We start from the raw sequence: 23,193 nt of genomic DNA on the forward strand, positions 1-23,193 counted from the left end.
GCTGCCATCCACCTTTTTCATAGATCTACATCAGTTTCCGTAGCAAGTATGGCCGCAAATATCTGCTATACCTGCGCTTTTTTATACTTATGCCTACTATTCCCTGTTCTTCTTTCGCCTTTTTTCCTGGCGGCGCTTCTTCCAGTCTTCTTTCCATCCTTTAAAAGTTTCTACAGCTTTGTCCGCTACCTTGTCCAGCACACGCTCCAGGAAATTCTCTTTCGGCGGTTCGGCGCGGAAAGAGGCGCAGCTGAGGCTGGCCAGCAGGCGTGGCGGCAGCGGATCGAAGTGGCTGTTGTAGTAGCCTTTATAATCAGGATCGATGGCAATGCGGCGGATGAAATCACCCCAGATCGGCAGCGCGGTATGGGCGCCCTGCCCCAGCGCCAGTGTCCGGAAACGCACCTGCGGACTTTCGCCGCCTACCCAGACGCCCGTTACCAGTTGCGGCGTGATGCCGATAAACCAGCCGTCGGCAAAATCCTGCGTGGTGCCCGTTTTGCCGGCAATGTCCATCTTTAAGCCAAATCTTGAGCGCAGGCTGGCGGCACTGCCTTCTTCCACCACACCCTGCATCAGGTATAGCATCACAGCCGCCGTTTTCTCCGACAGCACTTTTTCTGCATGCTCATTTTTGCGATGTTCCCGCAGCACCTTGCCGTTCCGGTCTGTTATTTTAAGTATGTATACCGGGTCTACACGGTAGCCGCGGTTAGCGAAGGTAGCGTAGGCGGTAACCATTTCCTGCAGCGAAAGATTAGCTGTGCCCAGCGCCAGCGACGGCACCTCAGGCAGCTTAGACGAAATGCCCAGCCGATGCGCCATGTCCATGGTGTTATCAATCCCGGTTTTCATAATAAGCTGTGCTGAGATGGTATTAACCGAATGCGCCAGGGCGCCGCGCATGCTGTACTCGCCGCCATACTGCTCATCAGCATTACGCGGCGACCAGTTATCGTACGCCGGGTACGTCATGCGCTCGTTCGGGAAATAATCGCAGGGCTCCACGCCTTGCTCCAGTGCCGCGGCATACACAAACGGCTTAAAAGTAGAGCCTACCTGCCGCCTGGCCCGCACATGGTCATACTTAAAAATACGGTGGTTGATGCCGCCCACCCAGGCACGTACATAGCCCGAATGCGGCTCCACCGAAAAAAGACCGGTATTCAGAAACCGCTCATAATAAGCCAGGGAATCCATCGGGCTCATTGTTTTCGTGCTGTTGCCGCTCCAGCCGAACAGCTGCATTGGCACCGGCTTCCGGAAGGCAGCCGTAATTTCCGCCTCTGACTTTCCGGCTGCCATCATTTTTTTATAGCGGTCGGAGCGATGCATGGCTGCCTGCAGCACCTGCGTATTGCGGCCCCAGGGTGTGCGGCCGCGCCAGTGTGCATCAAACTGCTTTTGCAGCAGGGTCATTTGCTTATGCACGGCCGCTTCGGCATGGCGCTGCATACCGGCATCAATGGTTGTATAAATCTTTAATCCGTCGGTGTAGAGATTATAGGGCTCGCCGTCTTTCTTCTTTTTGCCGGCGGCCCAGGCAGCCAGTTCCTGTCGCAGGTGCTCCCTGAAGTAAGTGGCCAATCCATCATTGTGGGTAGTATAATTATACTTAAGCTGCAGCGGCAGCTTTTTGAGAGAGTCAGCCTGAGCAGTTGTCAGGTAATTATACTTGGCCATCTGGGCCAGCACCACGTTGCGGCGCTGCTGTGAGCGTTTGGGGTTGAGGCGCGGGTTATAAGTGGTGGTCGCCTTCAGCATACCAATCAGTACGGCAGCCTGTTCGGGTTTAAGAGCGCCGGCAGAAGTGCTGAAGAAGCGCTGTGCAGCACGCTCGATGCCGTACAGGTTGCCGCCCATTGGCACGGTGTTCAGGTATAGCTCCAGTATTTCTTCTTTGGAATAGATGGCTTCCAGCTTCTGCGCGATAATCATCTCGCGCAGTTTGTTTACGGGCATATCCCAGAGCCAGTAATTTTTGCGCGGATAAAGGTTTTTGGCCAGCTGCTGGCTGAGCGTGCTGCCGCCGCCGGAACTTTCATCCTGCAGCAGCAGCGTTTTAACAATCACCCGCCCCAGACTGCGCACATCTATGCCGCTGTGCTTGTAAAAGCGGGCATCTTCGGTGGCAACCAGGGCCTGTATAGCGGATGAGGCAATATCAGTATACTTTACATTGGTCCGATCCTGGATATAATAGCGCCCCAGCAGCGTTCCGTCGGTGGCGTATACTTCGGAGGCGGTACTGTTCTGCACTGCTTTCAGCTCGCGCCGCGAAGGCATATCGCCGAGCAGGCCAATGTATACCGCAAAGTAAAACAGCACCAACAGGAGCAGGCCTGCCAAAGCCAGTTTATATACTGCCCGAAGTATAGGTCTGTAGTCAGAGCGACGGCGGCTTTCCTGCCAGTGTGCCCATTTCTGCTGCCAGTAAGTGCGGGTAAGCTTTGGTTTTAAGCTATGGAAGAAAGCTGACAACTCGGCATGTACCAATTGGATGACCGGTACCAGTATTTTGGTGATGATGAATTTAAGTACCTTTTTCAGCGTATGCCTCATGACAGGTTTTATTCCAGGTTTGCTACAAATACTCCTTTTCCGGCAGCAATGCATTGTAGCGCAAATTACGGATTTTGGTGCAACGGCAAGTGTTTTACAAGAATTGCGCCAATGCCATATTTTATACTACAATGCTTTATTAAAGAGCCGTGTGCTTACGAAAACGGATGCAATTGGCCAGTGCAGCTGCTGTTGCAAAGTATAAACCGGTAACTGAAAGTAGGACACAGGATGTTTATACTTCAGCAGAGCTGCTTTTATACGGGCAATCCGCCGATATCTGTTATAAAAGCCGGCAGTAAAGCAGAAAACTCATGGTTAAGCCTTTTACTTATACTGTAACTTTCAAAATTAATTCAACAGGTGTGTGTGATTACTCAAATTTTATAACTAGATTAGTCTGACGATAAGCAAATGCAACATTTCTTCTCAACAGGAGATTGCTGATATGGCAGATAATGCAAAAATGTTATGCAATGAAGCGGAACTCTGGGACAGCCTCAGAGCCGGGGATGAAGAAGCTTTTTCTCTCCTGTATACCAGCTTTGTTGATGTTGCTTACAGTTATGGCTGCCGCCTGCATCCGGATAAAGATCAGGTAAAAGACTGCATACAAGACCTTTTTGTAACTATCTGGCGCACCAGGAACAAATTAGGGCCCACAACCTCCATCAAATACTACCTCTTCCGATCTTTAAGAAGAGAGTTAGGCAGGCAGCAAAAACATAACAAAGTATATCAGGGCGCAACTTCTGATGTCTTGGCAGAAGAGTCTGCCGAAGCACAATGGATAAGTTTGGATGAAGATACGCAGCGCAATACTGCTTTAGAGAATGCCCTGCAGCAGCTCTCCGAGCGCCAGCGGGAAGCTGTTTACCTTAGATTTTACCAGAACATGGAGTTTGAAGAGGTAGCTTTGCTGATGGAAATATCGCCAAGAGCTGTATACAAACTAATCTACAGGGCGATTGATGTTCTGAAGAAAAGTTATTTTACTGCCCCATTGTCTGATGTCTCACCCCTGTATGTTTCTTATTCTCCACTACAGGCCGGCATCCTTTTGTTCGTTATTCTGATTTCCTGTTAAAAGCACCTGCTGGCAGGTGCTTTTGTTTGCTGCCCGACGCCATATGTGAAAGAAATTTTAGAAAAAATAAAAATATTTCTGAAGTGATGGGTCACTTACGTTAAAACCTGTCTTTATACATGCAGTAACACCTCGTAGTTTCAGTTTTTGTAATGAAAGATTATCAAACGGTTCAGGATTTTGTGATGGACGCCTCCTTCTGCCATTGGGTGCGCGGCACTGATCCAAATGCCGGTGCTTACTGGCAGGCACTGTTAGAAGAATATCCTGAAAAAGCTGCTTTAATCAGGCAGGCCAGAACCATAGTACTGGATTTAAACACCGGTGGAGAACAACTGGCAGAGGACGAAAAGGCTGCAATGTGGTTTCATATTATGGCGGGGAAAGCAGCGGCGGAGACGCCTGCTGCATCTGGTGATATCAGACCTGCCAGGTTGTTTCAGTTGTATCGCTGGGGTTCGCCTTTGGGAGTGGCTGCTGGGTTAACGGCTATCCTCATGCTGAGTATTGGGGTGTTCTGGATGCTGACACAGCAAAGCAAGGAAATCATCAGCTACAGGACCAGGTATGGTGAAATTAAAAACATCACCCTGCCCGACGGCTCTGAAGTTGTTTTGAATGCCAATTCAAAATTGACTTTTGAGAAGGGGTGGGATGATCAGACTACAAGAGAAGTGCAGCTTAGCGGAGAGGCTTATTTTAAAGTAAGGCATAAAGCCAACAAGCAGAAGTTCCAGGTAAAATTATCAGATAACCTGAAGGTAGAGGTGTTGGGAACTGAGTTTACTGTAACGCAATGGCCCCGGATGAAAAGAGTAGTACTAAGTGAGGGCAAAGTAAAGATGGTGCGTTTCCAGGAAAAGATGTTTGGGCTTGTGGCTGATACCAGGGCAGAAGCCACCTTAAAGCCAGGCGAACTGATAAAGGTAAATGAGCGCACAGGTGAGTTAGAGAAGAGAAAAGCTGAGAATACAGAAGCATTTGCAGCTTTCCGGTATCATAAAATTATGTTTTATGATACCTCTCTTGCAGAAGTAGCACGGGTACTGGAAGATAGTTATGGGTATAAGGTAACATTTACAAACTCTGACTTATTGCTAAAACGGTTTACCGGTACTGCTCCGGCAAATCAGATAGAGACGCTCTTTGTCTCTTTAGAGAAATTATTTCACTTAACTATACATAAGGATGGCAAACAGGTAACCATTAGCTAACTTTTAAAATCATTCGGCCTCCTTAGGCGCTGGCTGGATTAGGAACATTAATTTTTTTCATTTTAACTGCAAAATATGATGAAATATTTCCGCAAAATTCCGCTGCTTGCTCCAGTCATCTTGTGCGCCAGCTTGCAGCTGCCTGCACAGGCGCAGGTACTGACAGCTTTGAATACTTCTCTGCGCGGCAAAGTCCACTCCGAAGGGCGACGAAATCTGAAGCCGCTGACAGATGTGCTCCACGCATATGAGACGCAATACCAGGTAAGCTTTAATTACGACAGCGACATGCTGGGTAAAATTATGGCTAATCCGGAGCCGGTGAAACAATCCGCTGCCACAGTGGATAAGGCTTTAATAGATCTGCTCCAACCCCTTAATCTTAAGTTCGAGAAGGTAAGCAAAGATACTTACCTGATCTTACCAGTTGAAGAGGAGAAGAGCCAGGAAACAGCAGATTCAGAAAAAGCAATTAAAGCTGTAGCCATCACCGTTAGTGGTAAAATTACGGGAGATAATGGTGATCCCCTTCCAGGTGTGTCCATAAGTTTGAAAGGCACTGCGTTGGGAACTGTAACAGATGCAGATGGTAACTTTAACCTAAGTGTTCCGGACGGGCAGGAAAACGGTACCCTGGTCGTTTCTTATATTGGTTTCGTAACACAGGAAGTTCCCATCCAGAACCGTTCTGTAATTAACCTTCAACTAAAAACAGATACCGAAGCCCTGGAAGAGGTAGTGGTAATTGGTTACGGTACCCAAACAAAAGAGTCTATAACTGGTGCGGTTTCCGGGGTTACAAGCAAAGACCTTGAAGCTGTGCATGCTTCAACCGTTAGTGCGACCTTAGCCGGTAAAATTCCTGGGGTATCTTTCCGGATGCCTGACGGACGCCCGGGAGCCAGCGCCAATGTGCAAATCCGTAATATGGGTAATCCGTTGTTTGTAATAGATGGTGTACAACAGGATGCCGGCCAGTTTAATAACCTGTCTCCAAACGATATCGAGAGCATTACCGTGTTGAAAGATGCTTCTGCGGCCATTTATGGATCAAGAGCGGCCAATGGGGTAGTTATTGTTACTACCAAAAGAGGGAAGAACGGTAATGGTAATACAATAAGTCTAGATGCATACACAGGCTGGCAGAACTGGAGCAGGTTTCCTGAAACTGTTAATGCATACGAATGGATGGCTGGCAAAGCAGATGCTGATATGAATCAGCGCGGTACAACTGACATTACACCAGCTGAACTGGAAAAATGGAGAGCCGGCACAGAACCGGGGTATCGTAGTTTCGACTGGTATGATTTTATTATACAGCCAAATTCTCCCTTAACCTCTATCAACGTAAATGCCACCGGCGGATCAGATAAAATAAATTATTACCTCTCTCTTACCAGGTTAGATCAGAATTCTGTACTTGGCCGGGAATTTACTTTTGGCCGAACTAACATCCAGTCTAATATTGGGGCTAAGATCACAGAGCGGCTGAAAATAGGGGTTCAGATTAACGGACGCATCGAAACAAGAGATAACCCGGGAGTGCCTGGTGGTGACGATTACTGGCAGCCGCGTTTCGCCCTTTTCCGCAACCGTCCTACCGAACGCCCTTATGCCAATGATAATCCGGCTTATGTAGCTGATATAGGTCATAACGAAACAAACTGGGGCATACTCAATAAGGATATTTCGGGTTACTGGACAGAGGACTGGCGTGTTTTGCAGGCTAACTTCGATGCGGAATACGAACTGCCTATTAAAGGGCTCACTGCTAAAGGACTATATTCTTATTACTTGGCAGACAGGCTTATGAACGGGCACGAGTATACGTATGATGCCTATACTTATAATGCCCAGACAGATGAGTATATCAGAACGGGCGGTAGCACAAACCCGTGGCGTGAACGTGGAACACGTAAAGTTTTTGGTACAACTCTGCAAGGGCAGTTAAATTACAACAACTCATTCGGCAAGCACAACATCGGCGCTACTTTTGTTGCTGAGAGGATTGACAGACGTATTCTTGACGTTTGGGTACACGCCGTACCAAAAACCAACGCACTGCCCATTATTCAGTTTGCTGATGTAGATACCTATAATGATGATGATTATGAGGAAGCACGGGTTGGTTATGTAGGTCGTTTTACTTATAACTATGCCGACAAGTATTATTTTGAAGTAAGCGGGCGCCGGGATGCTTCCTGGAAATTTGCTCCGGAGCAAAGATGGGGCAATTTCGGTTCCGTATCAGCCGGATGGCGGATTACAGAAGAAAACTTCTTCAAATCTCTTGGGCTGAATTCATTAACAGACCTAAAACTGCGTGCTTCTTATGGTGTATTAGGAGATGATAATGTAGGGATCGGTTCTTTTGATTACATAGTTGGCTATAATTATCCTGCCGGGGTAAATATTTTCGATGGCACTGTGGTAGCAGGGGCAAGGCAGAACAGAGCAGTACCAACCAACAATATTTCTTGGTTTACCAGCAAGATTACGGATATCGGCCTAGACTATGGCTTCCTTAATAGCAGGATATCTGGATCATTCGACTATTTCTACAGAAAACGTTCGGGTTTATTCCAGAACAGGTATGATGTGCTGGTACCAAGCGAATTAGGATATACCTTACCTGCCGAGAACCTGCGCAGTGACGCACAAATGGGCGGTGAAGGATCGATTGCCTATAGTGGAGAGATTGGTGAAGTCCAGTTCAGCGTAGGCGGAAATGCTTCTTATTCAAGGCACAAAAACCTGGAATCCTACAAGCCAACTTGGGGCAACTCCTGGGACAACTATGTTAACTCAGCAGAAAACAGATGGGCTGGCACCTTCTGGGGATACGAAATTGTTGGACAATTCCAGTCTCAGGACGACATAAATAATTATCCTGTAAATATTGATGGACAGGGTAACAAAACATTGTTGCCGGGCGATTTGATTTATAATGATATAAACGAGGATGGAAAAATTGATGGCTACGATGTAAGACCGATAGGGTATGCTAGAGATCAAAACCCGGCAGTTAACTTCGGGTTGAATTTTACAGCTGCTTACAAAGGATTCGATTTCAGAGCTGATTTTTCAGGTGGCGGAATGTATTCTTATTTACCAGAATGGGAAATGAGAATACCTTATCAAAACACAGGTAATTTACTTAAAATATTCTACGATGACAGGTGGCACCGACAAGACCCTTTTAACCTGGATAGCCCCTGGGTACCTGGTACATACCCGGCCTTGCGCTTTAATGAAGGCGGACACAGCAATGTTAACCGGCAATCTGATTTCTGGCTGGTTAATGTGAAATACCTGCGTGCCCGGACAATAGAACTGGGATACAGCCTGCCGGAGAGCCTGCTAAGTAAGGTGCATATAAAAAGAGCCAGGATCTATATCAATGGATATAACCTGTTTGCCATAGATAATGTGCATCAATTTGGTATAGAGCCGGAGATTATGGATACGAACGGACTCCAGTATCCCCAGAACAGATTTATAAATCTGGGAGCTAATCTTTCTTTCTAAAAACATTAAACTGATAAAGATGAAAAAATATATTTTTATAATATTATCGGGTTTGCTCGCTTTTAGCTCCGGATGCGACGATGAAGAGTTTCTGGCCAGAGAACCCCGGAATATTTTGCTGGATGAACAGATCTGGCAGGATGAAACTTTGGTGTTATCTGTTTTGGGAGACCTTTATGGCCGTATGCCGGATTACCAGTCTATTACACAATGGGGGTCTTATGCAGATTTTGATGAAGCTTTTGCCTCAGCGTTTGGGGATTACTGGAGGCACCGAAACACAGAGTATGGTTTTGGGGAATGGAGCTACTGGGATTATGGCTACATTCGCGAAATAAACCTTTTCATACAAAAAGCAGAAGCGGCCACAGAACTCTCTGAAGCTGACAGGGCAAGGTTTGTGGCGGAAGCCCGCTTTATACGAGCTGGTGTTTATTTCGAACTTGTGAAGAGAATGGGAGGGGTTCCGTTAATCTTAGAACCAATGACTTATGATTTCAGTGGAGACCCGTCTTATCTTCGACATCCGAGGGCGAAAGAATCTGAAATTTATGATTTCGTAATCAGTGAATTAGAAGCTGTAAAATCCACGCTTCCAGCTGATATCAATACAAAGTCAAGGGCTACCAAAGGTGCGGCATTAGCCATGCAGGCAAGAGCAGCTTTGTATGCAGGTTCCATAGCAAAATACGGACAGAGAACACCTTCTGTATCGCTGCCTGGCGGTGAAGTAGGCATTCCGGCTGACAGAGCTGAGGGTTATTACCAAACAGCCCTGAAAGCAGCGCAGGAAGTGATGACGCTCGGATATTCTTTATACAAGAAGAAGCCTGATTTAGGCGAAAACTTTGCCAGCCTTTTCTATGACAAGGATAATAATCCTGAAGCTATTTTTGTTGAAGATTATAAAACGAAAAGTGGAAAAGTTCATAACTGGACTATAGTTAATCAGCCACGCTATCAGGCAGAAGAACAGGAGGGGGGAAGGATTAATCCATCTTTAAACCTGGTGCAGTCATTCGAGAAGCTTGATAACACCTATGCGCCACTTCCTATACAAGATGCTAATGGTAATTTAATTCACTACAGTGATCCCACAGATTTATTTGCCGGACGCGATGCTAGACTTTGGGGAACCGTAATTCTTCCCGGAACGCAGTTTAAAGGAAAAGAGGTAGATATATGGGCTGGCTTCATGCTTCCAAACGGGAATGTCGTTAGCTCAGGCGGATTTGGGGGACGAGGAGACGTGAATGGCGATGGAATAGAAGAGCAGGTAGTGGGCTTTAGCGGGCCTATTGATAACCTGGAATTCAGTGCCCAAACAGGTTTCTATATCAGAAAGTACATGGATCCACAGCCAGGCTCCGGTCAGAGAGGGGTGCAAAGCGATGTTTGGTGGATCCGCTATCGTTATGGAGAAGTGTTGCTTAATGCAGCAGAAGCCGCATTTGAGTTAGGGCAGAAAGATCTGGCAGCGGAGTATATGAACCAGGTACGTGAAAGAGCAGGACTAATCATACCGCTGACAGCTGCCGATATTACTTTCGACAGAATCGTGCATGAAAGAAAAGTAGAGTTAGCTTTTGAAGGCCATCAACTCTGGGATATGAAGCGATGGAGATTAGCCCATATTGTTTGGGATGGCACCAGAATGACTGTTAATGATCTATTAACAGGTATTGGAGAAGCTGAAGATCCAAGTACAATGGTTTTCGGCATGTGGCCTTATAAGTTCTATGATGGCAACGGAGATCCAAACCAAGCGGAATGGAATGACTGGGTATTCAAAATAGTTTTGCCTAGCCAGGTTACAAACCCTGACAGATTCAGGCTGGGAAACTATTACTCAGAGATCAACGACGGCATTGTTAACAATAACCCTCTGATCGTGAGAAATCCAAATCAATAAGTTTAAACTGTAAAAGTAACATATTATGAAAATCAAAGTTTGTTATATCCTATGGTTTGCTCTGAGTCTTGGATTAGCGTCTTGCGAACTGGATAATTACGAAGCACCGGACTCTTCGCTCAAGGGAAGAATAGTTTATAATGGTGAACCCATCAATGTAGGGTATGACCAGGTATACTTTGAATTGTGGGAACCCGGTTGGCAGGAGAAATCTCCTATCAATGTTGTTGTTGATCAGGATGGCTCTTTTTCGGCCCTACTTTTTAATGCTAACTATAAACTAATCATCCCGGCATCTCAGGGGCCATTCATTTCTAATCCTAATGATGCCACGCAGTCTGATACCATTCTGGTTAATCTGAATGGAAATCAAACATTGGATATTGAGGTGACACCTTATTACATGATTAGGAACCCTCAATTTTCTGTTTCAGGCAGAACAGTTTCTGCCAATTTCGGATTGGAGAAGATCATAACTGATGCCAATGCTAAAGACGTGGAACGGGTTTCGCTGTATGTTAACAAGACCTATTTTGTAGATCTGGGTAACAACATAGCTGCTACAAACATAAATGGAGGCGATATTGCGGATATGAATAATATTAGCCTCAGTGTAGAGGCTCCTGCGATAACGCCTGCTCAGAATTATGTTTTTGCCCGTGTTGGTGTAAAGATTAGCGGAGTAGAGGACATGATATTCTCACCTATCGAAAAAGTTCAAATACAGTAATACTTGCTTTTTGGCCCGGAATAGTACGAGGGCTGAAGTTCTGATTAATTTTTTACCTATACAATAAAACCGTGGTTCGGGGAAGATGCTGTTCTCAAATAGCATCTTCTCTAAACTACCGGGTAGACTTTACTTGCCTCAGTCGTGCAGCATACTTAATCAAGTATAGATTCTATAGTGCACTTTATCATTAAAATAATTAACTATAATGAAGAAGGTCGTCTTTTTGTTATTTTTTGCCGGACTTTTCGGTTGTGCTGATAAGGCGCAGATGAAAGGTAGTAGCTCTCTAGAAGAAAATGTTAGTCAGGAAGCTCCCAGAAGGGCAGAAGTGTTGTTTCTGGGGCACGACAGCGAACACCATGATTCTGGTAAGTATGCCCCATGGCTTGCAACAGCCGTTTTTAACGATGGCATTAACATAACCTACACGGAAGAGCTGAAAGACCTAAACGCGGATAATCTAAATAAATACGACGGCCTGATAATCTATGCAAATTATGATAGCTTACCTGCCGCTCAGGAACAAGCCTTAAAACAATTTGTGGAGAGCGGCAATGGTTTGATTCCGCTTCATTCAGCAACCGGCTGTTTCAAAAACTCTGATTGGTATATAAAAACAGTTGGCGGGCAGTTTAAATCTCATGGCACAGGCAATTTTACAGCCGAAATTGTTAACACAACCCACCCCGTTATGCAGGGAATATCTGAGTTTGATACCTGGGATGAAACCTATGTACACCAAAAGATTAACCCGGATATGACAGTGCTCATGGAACGCGTTGAAGGTAATACCCACGAACCTTATACCTGGGTACGCAATCAGGGTAAAGGCAGGGTCTTTTATACGGCCTATGGTCACAACGACAGTACCTGGACGAACCCGGAATTTATGGAACTAGTCGAGAACGGTATTATGTGGGCGATTGGAGACGATGTGAGGGAGCAAGTGGAAAAGTTAAATATTCCTGATGTAAGTATATATCATTCAGCGATAGCCGGTTTAACGGAGCGGTTGGAAGTGTCTAAAATGCAGGAGGCTTTATCTCCGGAGCAATCTCAGAAACTCATACAGGTTCCGGTTGATTTTGAAATTCAGCTTTTTGCAGCAGAGCCTGATATCACGAATCCGATTGCAATGGCATGGGACGAAAGAGGTCGTTTATGGATAGTAGAGTCGGTGGATTATCCAAATACGTTCGCAGAAACAGACGGCGAGGCAAATGACCGCATCAAGATATGTGAAGACACGGATGGCGACGGGAAAGCGGATAAATTTACCGTGTTTGCCGATAGCCTGAATATCCCGACCAGCATGGTGTTTGCTAACGGTGGGATAATTGTTTCGATGGCACCTTATTTTGTTTTCTTAAAGGATACCAACGGAGATGACAGAGCAGATGTGCGGGAGAATATCATGACCGGTTGGGGAAAGAACGATACCCATGCGGGGCCCTCAAACCTGCAATATGGGTTTGATAATAAGATATGGGGAGTTACCGGATATTCCGGTTTTAACGGCACCATAAATGGCAAGCCTATGCGGTTTGGGCAAGGAGTTTACCACTTTAATCCGGATGGATCTGACTTTGAGTTTCTGGCCAGCACCAGTAATAATACCTGGGGCTTAGGGTTCTCGGAAGATAACAATGTTTTTATCTCTACAGCTAATAACACGCATAGTGCCTATTATTCTATCCCGGCCAAATACACACAACGCAAGCTTCCTGCCTTAACTGCCCAGGCAGCAGACGGGCAGCCAGCGGAGGAAAATTCAATAGATCCGGTTCAGAAAATAGACGGGCATTATGATGTGCATTCTATGACGCCTAATTTAAGGCAGGTTGATGTGATTGGCGGATTTACGGCAGCGGCAGGCCATCACCTGTATACCGCCAGAAGTTTTCCGAAGGAGTACTGGAACCGCATTGCTTTTGTTAATGAGCCCACCGTGCGGCTAACGCATAAAGCTATTATAGAGCCTGATGGAGCAGGGTTTACAGAAAAAGACGGCTGGAATTTTATGGCCAGCTCAGATGAATGGTTCGGGCCCGTACAAGCCCAGGTAGGACCTGATGGTGCCGTGTGGATAGCCGACTGGTACAGTTTTATAATTCAGCACAACGATTTTGTGGAACGCCAGTCTCCTGTAAAGTATATTTTGCCTAACACAGAGCAGCCACAGAAACGGGGCCCGGGAAATGCGATGTATAGCCCCATCCGCGATACAAATCATGGAAGAATCTACCGCGTAGTTTACAAAGAAGCGAAGCCTGCTACGCCGGTTAAACTATCTGTGGATGATCTGCCGGGATTACTTTCAGCTTTAAAAAGTGATAATATGTTCTGGCGTATGACGGCCCAGCGGTTACTGGTAGAATCAAAAAACCAGGCGGCTATACCTGAACTTTACAAAACAATAGCTAATCAGGGGGTGGATGAAATCGGGCTGAATAGTCCGGCTGTGCATGCCTTATGGACATTGCAGGGATTAGGTGCTCTGGATGGTTCTAATGCCGAAGCATTACAGGTAGCCATCAAGGCATTGTCACATCCGGCCGCCGGAGTTCGGAAAGCTGCCGTAGAAGTTTTGCCTAAGAACCAGCAAGCGATAGATGCGATTCAGGCAAGTGGCATAATTAATGATCCTGACTTAAATACCCGTAAGGCAGCCTTGTTAGCTATAACTACTTTTCCATCATCAGAAGAGCTGGGCAAACTTGTATACGAGGCAAGCCTTGTACCTGAAAACGCGCAGGATGACTGGATTACCAAAGCGCTTTTTGCCGCAGCGATTGCCCATGAAGACGGCTTTCTTTCAGCAGCAAATAAAAGCACAGCTTCGACACAATCGGAACCAAGCTTAAGCCAGCGAATGGTTCAGGCAGTTAAAAATGAGGTGTACTCGTTAGGAAGACGAGGTAGCTTACAGTTCCCGACCGATGTCAGTGGAAAGAAGATTGTCATGAGGGCATCGGTAGCCAAACGGGCATCCCGAGACTTGCAGGGAGTTATCATGGCGCAGGGTGGCAAAGAAAATGGATATGGCTTGTTTATTCAGGATGGAAAGCTGCAAATGGTGGTAAATCAAAATGGTAAGACTTACAGCGCCATATCAAAAAAGCCATTGCCTGAAAAATTTGATGTCACAGCTATTCTAGAAAAAAACGGGCAAATGACAGTTAAAGTAGATGGGAAGACATTTGCAACAGCCAAAGCGCCTGCTGTTTTCACAGAGCCACTGGTTGGTAATGTTCGTTCAGGTGAGGATTTCGACAATGAAAACAAGATTGGAAACTATGAGGGATCTTTCCAGTTTGAAGGAAATTTGCAGAACATCTCTCTGGAATTGATAGACTGATAAGAATAGATAATAAAGTCCGGACTTGTATGCTAAGTATAAAGCGGAAGGATAATTGCTTCAAGGCAACAAACGGGCTTGTAAGAAAGAAAATAATACGAATACAATTTTAAACGATAATGATAAAGAACCTTATACTTTGCGGCTGCTTCGGCATACTACTGGTTTGCAGCAGCGCCTCAGAAAAAAAAGATAGTAAGACCAGCCAGCAGGACAGCAGCATACAGGCCCAGGCCAATACAAGTATAGATGCAAACAGAATTAAAGCATCTGAAACAGATCCGGCTGATCAGACTCAGACCAAGACTATTATCATGAGTATTGTACCGGATATGATGCAGTTTGATAAAGAACTGATTACTGTAAAAGCAGGCCAGAAGGTTATCATTGAGTTAGAAAACCCGGATGGCATGCAGCATAACATGGTTATAATAAAGCCGGGAACAACGAAAAAGGTTGGTGCAGCGGCTGATGCTTTAGCCAGAGATCCCAAAGGCGCACAGAAAAATTATGTTCCCGATATGCCGGAGGTATTACATGCTACTAAACTGCTGGATCCGGAAGAAGTTGTTACCTTAACTTTCACCGCTCCTGCAACACCAGGGGATTATCCTTTTATGTGTACTTTCCCAGGGCACTGGCGGATGATGAACGGCATTATGAAAGTGACAAAGTAAATATTTCAGAAATCATCGGGAGAACACACCAGGCAAAAGTTGGCACAAGCTGGCTTGTAGATGGAGACGCCATACTGACGTGCCGGCGTTATCTATAAATATTATTTTAACGCAGTGACCTTACAACAAATTGATAACACTATACTTGTTTCTTTATGAACACTAAAACTGCTTTTCATTCGTCCGCAAGAGTAAGCGCACCGGTTGTATTATTACTGATTTTGGGGCTTTTATTAGCTCAGTGTAAGGCTAATTCGTCTGGTGTAGGTGAAAAACGGGCAAGTATAAATACTTTAATAGTTGGAGGCGGTTCTTCTCATGATTTCGATCGCTGGTATAAACAAGCTGATGCTGAGACACTAAGAAGAGATGGATTTGCAACAGTAAGGTATACTGATAATACCGATTCTATAGCTTACTATTTACCCGACGTGGATGTGCTTTACCTGAGCAATAACCAGCCTATAAATGACCCGAAGGTACGGCAGGCTATTATGGACTTTGTAAATGCCGGAAATGGATTGGTTTTGGGGCATGCAGCTTTGTGGTATAACTGGAGCGACTGGCCGGAGTATAACCGCGAGCTGGTGAGCGGCGGATCCCGGGGGCATAATCCGTACGGCCCTTTTGAGGTTACCGTTACAAACCCAAATCATCCGGTTACACAAGATGTTGCGCAGAAGTTTACGCTCAAAGATGAGCTTTATTATTACAAGCCAGACCCGGCTGGTCCGGGTATTGATGTTCTGGCAACCGCTAAGGCTGCTAACTCAGACGAAGTTTTCCCTTCAATATTTACTGTAAAGCATGGCAAGGGCCGGATAGTAGGGATCGCCTTAGGCCACGATGCGGAGTCGCATGATTTACCTGCGTATCAGACGCTCCTGCGCAATGCTGTTAAATGGGCAGCCGGGAAGTAGTGCCATAGATTGTTTCGTTGGTAATACCACATACCCTGATAAGAGCAAAGCAGGTTCTTTAAGTATGTTATTTTCATGTTTCATAACAATAGTTAAACAACATATAAAACTATGAGTCAGAAAAAAATTACAGTAGTTATTGTAGGTATGGGCTTTGGGAAAGAGTTTATTCCCATTTATCAAAGTCACCCCAATATCAAAGCGGTGGGTATATGCACCCGCAACAAAAATACATTAGAGGAACTCAGAAATAAGTTTAACCTGGATGAAGACTTGTGTTTTACAAACTTCGAGGATGTTCCGAAAAGAGACGACGTTGATGCGATACACATCGTAACTCCCGTGCCCGAACATGCTAAAATGACGCTGGCCTCACTAAATGCCAACAAGCACACCGCCTGCACCATACCTATGGCTATGACGGTTGAAGACTGTAAAGCCATTGTGGAGGCAAAGAGAAAGGCGAATAAAGTATACATGATGATGGAAACAGCCTTGTACACCAGGGAGTTTCTATATGGCTTGGAGCTGGCCGAAAGCGGAAAGCTCGGGCGTATTCAGTTTGTAAGAGGCTCGCATATACAGGATATGAGTATGGAGGGCTGGGCAGAGTATTGGAAAGGCTTTCCGCCGATGCTGAATGGCACCCATGCCATCTCCCCGCTGCTACGCATAAATAATACAAAAGCCGAATCGGTTGTATGCCATGGCTCGGGCCGCCTGAGTGAAGATTTGGCAAAAAGGTATGGATCTCCTTTCGCAGTAGAAACGGCTACCTTTACTTTAAAAAATTCTGATGTGATTGCTGAAGCGACCAGATCCTTATTTGATGTTGTAAGGCAGTATAGGGAAAGCTATGACGTATATGGCACTAAAATGTCGTTTGAGTGGGAGCAGTTGCAGGACGAGAGCCATGTACTATTTGAGGGTGGTGAAAGCGCCAGGCGAATAGATGTGCCTGACACTGACCCGCTTTTAATTGAAGAAATCGCGCATTTTACAAAAAGAGAAAAAATCGATGATCCGAATCACGTCTCGTTCCTGCAGGGCGCGGGGCATGGTGGCTCGCATCCGCACCTGGTACAGGAGTTTGTTGCCGCAATTATGGAAGGCAGAAATTCTGCGGTGGATGCCGATGTAGCGGCTAACTATACCTGTGCAGGTATATGCGCACACGAATCTGCCATGAATAACGGTAAAAGAATTTTTATTCCGGATTTTGAACTGGAGAATGCTACATCAGGGAAAGTATATTCCTGAGTTTTAAAGCGGAGGGTATAAGCTTTCGAGCTTATACCCTCTTTTATTTAAAATTTTAAAGACATTTTCTATGCAATTTGGAGCAAGCACTTTCATCTGGGTATCCCCTTTCAATACAGATTCCTTTAACCTGGTTCATAAAGTCAAGGAAATGGGCTATGACATACTGGAGATAGCAGTTGAAGATAAGGATTTAATAAACTGGGGTAAGTTAAAAGAAGTTGTAAAGGACGCAGATTTAAAAGTAACCATAAGCGGTGCCTTTGGTCCTGAAAGAGATATTTCCAGTGATGATCCCCGCATCCGGGCACAAGGACTGAAGTATATTACAGATTGCATCAGGATTGCAGAAGATATGGAAAGCCCTGTGTTTGGCGGTCCTGTTTATTCGGCAGTAGGTAAAACCAGAATTGTATCTGCAGAGCAGAAGAAGCAGGAAAGGGACTGGTGTGTGGAGAATCTCATTAAAGCTGGAAAGATAGCGGAAGATTGCGGCGTAGTGGTAGGTGTGGAACCTTTAAACAGGTTTGAAACGGATATGGTGAATACTGCTGATCAGGCAATTTCGCTGGTCAAAGAAGTAGCTAATCCGAACATTAAAATTTTACTGGATACTTTCCATTGCAACATCGAAGAAAAGAACATTCCGGATACTATACGCAAAGTAGGTAAAGACTTACTATGCCATATCCAGGGGAACGAGAGTGATCGGGGAACCCCAGGTACGGGGCACCTGGATTGGACTGGTATCAATGAAGCGTTAACCGAAATCGGGTATGAAGGAGCTATTGTTATTGAAACGTTCGGAGCGCCCTCGAAAGAACTCGCAAGGGCAGCCTGCATCTGGAGGCCATTAGCCAATAGCCCGGATGAACTGGCAATAGATGGTCTTGCCTTTTATAAGAAGCAGTTTGCCCGCTAAAATTTTGCCGCAACAATTTTTTAATATCAGATCCGGAATACTAGCGCCGGATGAGCACCTCAGGGTAAAGTATGGGAATGGTGGCTTTTTGGCTCTGGAAGCAGTCTGATTGTTATACTTTAACTAACCGTTCTTTAATAACTCGAAGATCACAAGCTAATTCTGTTCTTCACTTATCAGCAAGTTATGCACCGGAGATTTATAGTTATAATGTTGATGTTTTTGAGCATGCTTGCCAACGCGCAAGTGCCCGTAAACCTGCATGATTTTGATAAGAGAGGAGAAGTTACTGCTACTGCGAAGGAGAATCATCTAAATGTTACCTGGCCTGTCAGTGAGGCTGAAAAGGGGAAAATTACTTTTAATCTTGAGAAAGGTAAGCCTCTATTTGAGAGTATACAACTGAGTGAAGCGGGAACCTACAAAGAAATCGCGAGCAATCTTGATCCGGCTTTTGTGCTTACGGTAGGGAAAAGAGACCTTACCACGCAAAGCGGCTGGAACATTTTCTTTGATAAAACTGCCTACTTGCCCTATGAAGCCTACACCGTCAATCTGGAAAAACAACGTGCCGAGGTAGTAAGTTCGGGCACCCGGACCAAAATCATAGTTTCTGACGTAAAGGCCGGAGACTTTTCCGGAACATTGGAAATAACCTTATATAACGGCAGCCCTTTATTAAACGTAGCGGCAGTCGTTTCCACTCAAAAAGATTCAGTAGCCATTATCTACGATGCAGGACTGGTAAGTAAAAAGCCTGTCTGGAAAGAAATTTTCTGGTCTGATACTGAAGATTATCTACAATCTTCGGAGGTGGACGCTGCAGCAGCCAGCCAGGATATAGCTGTAAAATATCGTACAATCATTGGCGAGAGCAGCGATGGGAGTATAGCTGTTTTTCCTCCTCCCCATCAATATTTTTATCCCCTGGACAATGCTTATAATCTGAAGTTCGTCTGGTACGGCAGTAATTATCGCGGCATGCTTCCTGAATATGGTATTGGGATCAGGCAGGATTTAATGGGAGACAGGCGCCATGTGCCCTGGTTTAATGCCCCTCCGGCTACACAGCAACGCTTGAACTTCTTTTGCTTGTTAAGCACCCAAAAAGACGGGAAAGTTCTGGAAAAGGTAAAGCAGTTTACGCATGGTGATTCTTATAAGCCTCTTCCAGGGTATAATACGATGGCAAGCCACTTTCATACCGAGCATATTGATGATGTGCTGACGCATAAACCTATAACCGAAATTCCGGGCCATGTGAAAGCTTTGCGGAATTTAGGCGTCAACATCATGCATTTAGGTGAGTTTCATTTAGCCGGTAACCCGAGAGACCCGGGCCCCCGAAGGCTGCCAGAGTTAAAGCTCATGTTTGACGAGTGTGCGCGGTTATCAAGTGGTAACTTTCTAATGCTTCCGGGCGAAGAGCCAAATATTTATTTCGGCGGCCATTGGATGAACCTGTTTCCTAAACCTGTCTATTGGATTATGTCGAGGCAGGAGGGCCAACCTTTTGTACAGGATGATCCGGAATATGGCAAGATCTACCGCGTAGGAAGTAAAGAAGAAATGCTACAACTGCTGGAACAGGAAAATGGCCTGGCATGGACAGCGCACGCCCGTACAAAAGGCTCTACCGGCTTTCCCGATCAGTATAAAGAGGAAGCTTTTTTCCAGTCTGACCGCTTCCTGGGTGCGGCCTGGAAAGCAATTCCTGCCGATCTGTCGCAACCAAGATTAGGAAAAAGGGCGCTTGACCTAATGGATGACATGGCAAATTGGGGCTATAAGAAATATGTTATTGGCGAAGCCGACTTGTTTAAGCTTGAGCCTGATTATGAAATTTACGGGCACATGAACATCAATTATCTGCAGCTTGACAAGCTCCCTAAATTTGAAGAAGGCTGGCAGCCGGTACTGGACGCAATGGAAGACGGACGTTTTTTCGTGTCGACAGGAGAAGTATTGCTTCCTGTTTTTAAAGTAAATGGAAGAGGCCCGGGAGAAAGCATCAAGCTGAATAACAATGGCAAAGCTGCTATTGATCTGGAAATTGATTGGACCTTCCCTTTAAATTTTGCAGAGGTTATATCAGGGGACGGAAAACAGGTTTACCGGGAAAGAATAAACCTGAACAAAACAGAAGCTTTTGGAAAACAAAATTTCAGGTTTACGACTAACCTTAAAGGCAGAAAGTGGGTGAGGTTAGAAGTATGGGACGTCGCTTCAAATGGTGCATTCACCCAATTTGTATGGGTTGAATAGCTTTTAAAATAATAAGCTGGCAGGTTATAGAAGGGTAACAATAGTTGCTTAATAGATTACCGCCGGTTCCATTATAAAGCAGGGATGTATCTTAATTTAATCACTATTTCGTGAGCTATAATATTGCTCATTAACTACTTACGCTAATATACTTAAGAGATTAACAATTCGAACCTCAAGGAATAAGCTAAAATTTATACTATGTCTTTATCAAGAATAACCGCCTTACTGTGTATTACTTGCCTGCTGCTGCAAAACTGTACGAATCCGCAGCGGGAAGAAAGTGCCGCAACGCAAAGTGAAGCAACGGCCGCCGGACGTGCTATCTGGTCGAAGGAAAAGGCTAATGACTGGTATGCGCAGCAGGAGTGGCTGGTGGGCAGCAACTTTATTCCAAGCACTGCTATCAACCAACTGGAAATGTGGCAGGCCGCCACCTTTGATACGGTCACCATTAACCGGGAACTGGGCTGGGCCGAGGAAATAGGTATGAATACCGCCCGCGTATACCTGCATGATCTGTTGTGGCAGCAGGATTCTACCGGCTTTCTGAACCGCATGGATACCTTTCTGACGATTGCCGACCGTCACCACATTAAACCCCTGTTTGTTATTTTTGATTCCTGCTGGGACCCATATCCAAAACTGGGCACGCAACGTGAGCCTAAACCGCATGTGCACAATTCTGGCTGGGTACAAAGCCCTGGCGCCAATGCTTTAAAAGATTCCACGCAGTACCCCCGCCTGGAGCGCTATGTAAAAGGCGTGGTTTCCAGGTTTGCCAATGACGACAGGGTGTTGGGCTGGGATGTGTGGAATGAGCCGGACAATGACACCGGACCCTCCTATAGAGCTGTGGAACTACCCAATAAAGTAGAATATGTGCTGCCACTCTTAAAAAAGACATTTGTGTGGGCAAGGGCCGCCAATCCGTCGCAGCCGCTTACTTCAGCCGTCTGGGCAGGAGACTGGTCAACACATGAAGGTATGAAGCCAATTGAAAAGGTGCAGATAGAACAGTCTGATATCGTTTCTTTCCACAACTATGATAATCCCGAAGAGTTAGAGAAGCGGATCGTCTGGCTTAAAAGATACGACAGGCCCATACTCTGTACAGAATACATGGCACGCCCGAACGGAAGCACTTTCCAGAGTGCTTTGCCCATAGGCAAGAAGTATAACGTGGGCATGTATAACTGGGGGCTGGTAGATGGCAAAACACAGACAAAGTACGCCTGGGACAGCTGGGAGAAGCAGTATACACAGGAGCCTGAGCTCTGGTTTCATGATGTCTTCAGAAAAGACGGCACGCCTTACAAGCAGGAAGAAGTGGAGCTTATAAGTGAATTAACAGGCGTGGCAGAGCCAGTAGAACAGTAAGGGACTAGGCTAACATAAAGTATGAGAGCAGTATACTAATCCTGCTAAGTGTCTAACATGTTTCGAGTTATTGATTAAGGGTTATGATAAGGCCATTTTTGAAAGTTACTTTTCTGCTGTCCATCGTAGCGCATCTGGCTGTAGCCCAAACCAGCTCAATCGTATGGGGGCAGAAAGTGTTGGTCAACAATGAGCCTTATTTTGAGGCAGGAGCGCAGGAAGGCAGAAATCACGGCAAGTATGGCTCGGAGTATGGGCGCATGCTAAAGCTGGACAACGGCTCCTGGCTGGCTGCCTATACCGTCTCCAGGAACAACGGCTATTTAAATGATCCCAATGGAGGGCTTGAATTAGAAGTTTCTGTAAGCAATGACACGGGAAGGCACTGGCAAAAGCTGTCTGTACTCTCTGATGAGGGCAGAGATCTGGACAATGCGCAACTGATTCAGCTTCCGGACAAGTCGATTTTGCTGGCTTGCCGTTCCGTGCGCTGGCAGGAATCCTACAGGCTGCCCGTTTACCGTAGCACCGACGGCGGCCGTACATGGGCGAAGCTGAGCACAATCGACTCAAACGAAGGAAAGCCGGGCGAATTGGGTAAACCGGATAAAGGAGCATACGAACCGCACTTTTATTTTCTGGATGATGGAAGATTGTCCGTTATGTATGCGAATGAGAAACACGTGACTGACAGTGTTTCCTACAGCCAGATTATTTCCCAGAAAACCTCCCCTGACTACGGCAAAACCTGGGGCAAAGAAGTATGGGTGGCGTATGAGCCGGGACATGGAACATCCCGCCCCGGCATGCCTGTGTGGACCAAAATGAAGAACGGGAAATACATCGCTGTCTATGAGATTTGCGGCCCGGAGAAGTGCAACATCTATTACAAGACCAGTGCCGATGGAATTACATGGCCGGTCGGCTTGGGAATCATCATTCCAGACCAGTTAGGCGGCCCTTATATTCTCTCGGTGGATGATGGCCGGCTTGTCGTCACATCCAACCAAAGCAACATTTCTATCAGTGATGATTATGGGCAGAGCTGGCATAAAACAGCACCAGCCTGGGATAATACACTTTGGTCCGCCTTGTACCAGACCGGCCCGGACGAAATTGGCATCATCAACTCTGTAAGGAGAAGTGAAGGAGGCCATAACATACAGGTCAGGTTTGGCAAAATAAGTAGATAAGTGTTTCAGACAGCTTGTTGGATACGCTATTTGCCTGAATAAACACTTGGTTGTGGTAATAATTAAATATATGAGATTATGAAAAAAGCATTACTTTTTACAGCCTTTACCCTTTTATACTTCAGTGCGACAGCGCAGAAGGCAGGCAGCTTCAATGGGCTGGAGATGAACCTGGGCAACCT

Annotated in this window: 14 protein-coding genes; 13 read left to right on the plus strand and 1 reads right to left on the minus strand. The window is 45.8% G+C overall.

What is annotated here, in order from left to right; genetic code table 11:
• Positions 1–96: 96 nt before the first annotated feature.
• Complete coding sequence (locus I2I11_RS14945) at positions 97–2,562, minus strand: penicillin-binding protein 1A (RefSeq protein ID WP_196268526.1); 2,466 nt, start codon at positions 2,560–2,562, stop codon at positions 97–99.
• A gap of 448 nt (positions 2,563–3,010) precedes the next feature.
• Between I2I11_RS14945 and I2I11_RS14950 the strand changes: the two genes are divergently transcribed.
• From I2I11_RS14950 to I2I11_RS15010, 13 genes are all read left to right on the plus strand, one after another.
• The gene (locus I2I11_RS14950) at positions 3,011–3,649 is read left to right on the plus strand and encodes an RNA polymerase sigma factor (protein WP_196268527.1); all 639 of its coding nucleotides are present in this window, start codon (positions 3,011–3,013) and stop codon (positions 3,647–3,649) included.
• 152 nt (positions 3,650–3,801) lie between these two features.
• The gene (locus tag I2I11_RS14955) at positions 3,802–4,863 is read left to right on the plus strand and encodes a FecR family protein (RefSeq protein ID WP_196268528.1); all 1,062 of its coding nucleotides are present in this window, start codon (positions 3,802–3,804) and stop codon (positions 4,861–4,863) included.
• 75 nt (positions 4,864–4,938) lie between these two features.
• Positions 4,939–8,391, plus strand: a complete 3,453-nt coding sequence (locus tag I2I11_RS14960) for a SusC/RagA family TonB-linked outer membrane protein (protein WP_230680318.1) — start codon at positions 4,939–4,941, stop codon at positions 8,389–8,391.
• A gap of 19 nt (positions 8,392–8,410) precedes the next feature.
• The gene (locus tag I2I11_RS14965; protein WP_196268529.1) at positions 8,411–10,303 is read left to right on the plus strand and encodes a RagB/SusD family nutrient uptake outer membrane protein; all 1,893 of its coding nucleotides are present in this window, start codon (positions 8,411–8,413) and stop codon (positions 10,301–10,303) included.
• A gap of 25 nt (positions 10,304–10,328) precedes the next feature.
• Complete coding sequence (locus I2I11_RS14970) at positions 10,329–11,033, plus strand: DUF3823 domain-containing protein (RefSeq protein ID WP_196268530.1); 705 nt, start codon at positions 10,329–10,331, stop codon at positions 11,031–11,033.
• A 271-nt stretch (positions 11,034–11,304) separates the two neighbouring features.
• On the plus strand, positions 11,305–14,394 hold the full coding sequence (locus I2I11_RS14975; RefSeq protein ID WP_196268557.1) for a PVC-type heme-binding CxxCH protein: 3,090 nt from the start codon (positions 11,305–11,307) through the stop codon (positions 14,392–14,394).
• A 119-nt stretch (positions 14,395–14,513) separates the two neighbouring features.
• Positions 14,514–15,071, plus strand: a complete 558-nt coding sequence (locus tag I2I11_RS14980) for a plastocyanin/azurin family copper-binding protein (RefSeq protein WP_196268531.1) — start codon at positions 14,514–14,516, stop codon at positions 15,069–15,071.
• Positions 15,072–15,226: 155 nt separating this feature from the next.
• Positions 15,227–15,991 carry a ThuA domain-containing protein gene (locus tag I2I11_RS14985; protein ID WP_196268532.1) on the plus strand — a complete coding sequence of 255 codons (765 nt, stop codon included), beginning with the start codon at positions 15,227–15,229 and terminating at the stop codon, positions 15,989–15,991.
• Between the two features lie 111 nt (positions 15,992–16,102).
• Complete coding sequence (locus I2I11_RS14990) at positions 16,103–17,251, plus strand: Gfo/Idh/MocA family protein (protein ID WP_196268533.1); 1,149 nt, start codon at positions 16,103–16,105, stop codon at positions 17,249–17,251.
• Positions 17,252–17,321: 70 nt separating this feature from the next.
• A complete protein-coding gene (locus I2I11_RS14995) occupies positions 17,322–18,173 on the plus strand; it encodes a sugar phosphate isomerase/epimerase family protein (RefSeq protein ID WP_196268534.1) in 852 nt (283 codons plus the stop codon).
• A 210-nt stretch (positions 18,174–18,383) separates the two neighbouring features.
• Positions 18,384–20,438: a CehA/McbA family metallohydrolase domain-containing protein gene (locus tag I2I11_RS15000; protein WP_230680320.1), complete on the plus strand. Its 2,055-nt coding sequence runs from the start codon at positions 18,384–18,386 to the stop codon at positions 20,436–20,438.
• 201 nt (positions 20,439–20,639) lie between these two features.
• Complete coding sequence (locus I2I11_RS15005) at positions 20,640–21,818, plus strand: cellulase family glycosylhydrolase (protein WP_196268536.1); 1,179 nt, start codon at positions 20,640–20,642, stop codon at positions 21,816–21,818.
• Positions 21,819–21,916: 98 nt separating this feature from the next.
• Positions 21,917–23,011 carry a sialidase family protein gene (locus tag I2I11_RS15010; RefSeq protein ID WP_196268537.1) on the plus strand — a complete coding sequence of 365 codons (1,095 nt, stop codon included), beginning with the start codon at positions 21,917–21,919 and terminating at the stop codon, positions 23,009–23,011.
• The last annotated feature ends 182 nt before the right edge of the window (positions 23,012–23,193 follow it).

This window comes from Pontibacter rufus (assembly GCF_015694705.1).
Classification (GTDB): domain Bacteria; phylum Bacteroidota; class Bacteroidia; order Cytophagales; family Hymenobacteraceae; genus Pontibacter; species Pontibacter rufus.